Genomic DNA, 2,938 nt, shown 5'->3' with positions numbered 1-2,938 from the left:
TCCCGCGCCCAATACGGGTCGTAAAGAGCTTTTTCCGCCAAGCCCATACCCCTAGCGGTGATTTTGTGGTACTTGATCCCAATATTTTTGCGTTGCCCGTTGGGCATAATGTAGGGTTTAATGTATTCGTATTCCGCTTCCCAACCTAAATCCTTATAAAACTCACGATACTCCGGGTCTCCCGGATACCCCAGTTGAGTAGACCAAACTTGATGTGCCGATTCGTGATCGCGACCGAAAGCAGCGATACCTGCCTCAGTATAAACAGGAGCATAAGTGCCAAAGCTGGGGCGGGGGCTACCGTAGAGAACCCCATGACCGTCAATCAGGAAATAGCGCAGACCGGCATCAGCTAGCATCCGCTCCAATCCGTTATAGTAAGCGCACTCCGGCAACCAAATTCCTTTAGGAGGGCGTCCAAAGTTTTCCTCATAGTGTTCGCAGGCTACCTTAATTTGTGCCCAAACAGCCTGCGGGTACATTTTCATCAGTGGCAGATAGCCGTGGGTAGCACCACAGGTGATGATTTCTAGGTTGTTACTATCTAAATATTGTTTAAAAGCCCCAACCAAATCGCAGTTATAGCTTTCCCAAACCTTGCGAGTTTCGTGAAATTCTTGAGCGTAAAATTCCGATAGGTAACGAAGATGACCGTGATGCTGATTGTGCAGAATTTCCTTTTCGGCCAGTTCTTCCATCTTAGTTAAGTGGGCATCGTAGCGCTCTTGCAACAGCGGATCTCGTAGCATTGACACCAAAGGAGGTGTCAGGCTCATAGTCATTTTGAACTCAACCCCGTCTCGTTTCAATCCCTCAAACATCCGCAATAGGGGAATGTAGGTTTCGGTAATGGCTTCATAAAGCCACTCTTCTTCCAGCACATAGTCACTTTCGGGATGTCGGACAAAGGGCAGGTGGGCGTGAAGTACAAGAGCGAGATAGCCAATAGCCATAATGATTCGATTGAGGTGAATTGAGGTCGAACGGACGCCGGACGCAAAGGGCTTTACAGTATTTTAAGATTTTAAGGCCAAAGCGGCAGTATCCGAATTATCACCTGAATGGCTTTGTTCCCGGTTCGCGGTTCATAGTTATCCCTCTTTGGGATGAACCTTGAAACTCCTCGACCTAAAGGTACGAAGATTCTTGGGCTGAATCATGCCTCCACTAAGTAAACTTAGCTTTGGTCTTACAGTTTCATATCTAGTCCGACTACACCTTTTACAGCAAGCACTATGCAAGGACTACTCCCCAAGCGTGAATTTCCGTATGCCCTACGGTATTTAATTTCTATTTTCTCCCACCTATGCCATATTTTTTTTAGAGGGCAGTGAGGCATTGGAGCAACCTATTCGGATTGGTGGCATTAGTCTTTATCCAGCGAGTAAGTTCGTATGCCACAACTACATCTTATGTTCCGCTTGCGTTCAATTTTACCAAAAGCCGTCGTAGAACGACGGGGTTTTCAACCCAATTTTTCGATAAGATAAGAAAACCACAGGTTCTAGAGGCAACAGGATGTTGAGTAAGCCGAAAAGTCGAAAAGTGGCGGCGATTTTGGCTTTTAGTGGAGCGGTGATACCTGTTTCGGGGCTCCACAAGTTTTATTTGGGACAACCGGTGTGGGGTATTCTGTATTTGGTGCTATCGTGGACTCCCATTCCCCATGTGGCTAGCGCGATTGAAGGATTTTGGTATTTAGTTCAAGATCGAGATCAATTCGATCGCAACTTTAATCTCCATACAGAAGTAGCTGTAAAATCGGGAGTTGACCCCAAACAAGTGGCTGCTTATGCGGAAGCTTTGCGTCAACTCGAACAGTTGCGCCAAGATGGACTGATCACAGAATATGAATTCGAGCAAAAGCGCCGAAAGCTACTTGACCAAATGGTGTAAGGTATATGGGATTTGGGGACTGGCTCATCTCGCGGCAAAAGCAGAATTATCTCCGCCAGCGAATTCTCAGCGATCCTTACTATCGGCTGCAATCAACTGAAGAAATCGCTGTGGCGGCGTCGCTGGGAATTAAAATCGATCCGAATCGCGCCACTGTAGATGATTGGTTAAGGCTGCCGGGACTGTCGATTCACCAGGCACGATCGCTAGTTTCTCTGTCTCGCTCTGGTGTACAGTTTCATTGTTTGGAGGATGTCGCGGCGGCGTTAAGCTGGCCTAGCGAGCGACTTAAACCTCTAGCACCGATTCTCAGCTTTTGTTACTACGACCCTGAGAGTGTCTATACGCCTCAACAGATCAACCCAAACACTGCTTCCGTGGAAATGCTGAGTAAAATTCCGGCGATCGATACTTTTTTGGCACAATCGATCGTGCAGAATCGCCAGTCTGGCGGTTATTACCGAGATTTAGCCGATTTACAGATCAGGTTATCTTTACCCGCAGATACGATCGCTCAATTGATGCACTACTTCAGGTTTTGAGTTTAAGATTCCAGAAACCCGGTTTCTTGAAGAAACCGGGTTTCTGTCTGTGTCATTTGACAAAGCCAATGCGGTTTAGGGGCCAAAAACGAAAGAAAGCGCGACCGATGATGTTTTCTTGCGGTAAAAATCCCCAAATATGGGAATCATTACTGTTATTGCGGTTATCTCCCATCACAAACAGATCGCCTTGGGGAACTGTTCGCGGGCCCCACTCATAGGCGGGAGGTTCGGCAATGTAATCTTCCTGGAGAGGTTGGCGATCGAGATATACTTTGCCGTTAGCGATCCTCACCAATTGACCGGGTAGGCCGATCGTCCGTTTGATGAATGCCTGATCTTTAGCATATCCCTGAATTTGCAGTTGTGGGGGAGGATCGAAAACTACAATATCGCCTGTTGTTGGGGAATGAAAGCGGTAACTGAGCTTATCGACGACCAAGCGATCGCCCACTTGTAATGTCGGTAGCATAGAATCAGAGGGAATATAACGCGGTTCG

The 2,938-nt window shown here is 47.3% G+C and carries 3 protein-coding genes and 1 pseudogene; 2 read left to right on the top strand and 2 right to left on the bottom strand.

The window, feature by feature from the left end:
• Positions 1-953, bottom strand: a pseudogene (locus tag H6S82_RS27085) (DUF1957 domain-containing protein); the annotation flags it as partial.
• A 565-nt stretch (positions 954-1,518) separates the two neighbouring features.
• On the opposite strand from H6S82_RS27085, the gene H6S82_RS27080 reads away from it, so the two are divergent.
• Positions 1,519-1,896, top strand: coding sequence for an NINE protein (locus H6S82_RS27080; RefSeq protein ID WP_190473177.1), 378 nt, complete (start codon positions 1,519-1,521; stop codon positions 1,894-1,896).
• A 5-nt stretch (positions 1,897-1,901) separates the two neighbouring features.
• On the top strand, positions 1,902-2,438 hold the full coding sequence (locus tag H6S82_RS27075; protein ID WP_190473180.1) for a ComEA family DNA-binding protein: 537 nt from the start codon (positions 1,902-1,904) through the stop codon (positions 2,436-2,438).
• Positions 2,439-2,490: 52 nt separating this feature from the next.
• On the opposite strand, the gene lepB is transcribed toward H6S82_RS27075, so the two are convergent.
• Positions 2,491-2,938 (bottom strand): signal peptidase I (lepB, locus tag H6S82_RS27070; RefSeq protein ID WP_191057023.1); only part of this gene is annotated, 448 nt, incomplete at its 5' end.

Origin of the sequence: Planktothrix sp. FACHB-1355, from assembly GCF_014748295.1 — a bacterium.
Lineage (GTDB): Bacteria > Cyanobacteriota > Cyanobacteriia > Cyanobacteriales > Aerosakkonemataceae > Aerosakkonema > Aerosakkonema funiforme_A.
This window is presented reverse-complemented; position numbering and strand designations above follow the sequence as displayed.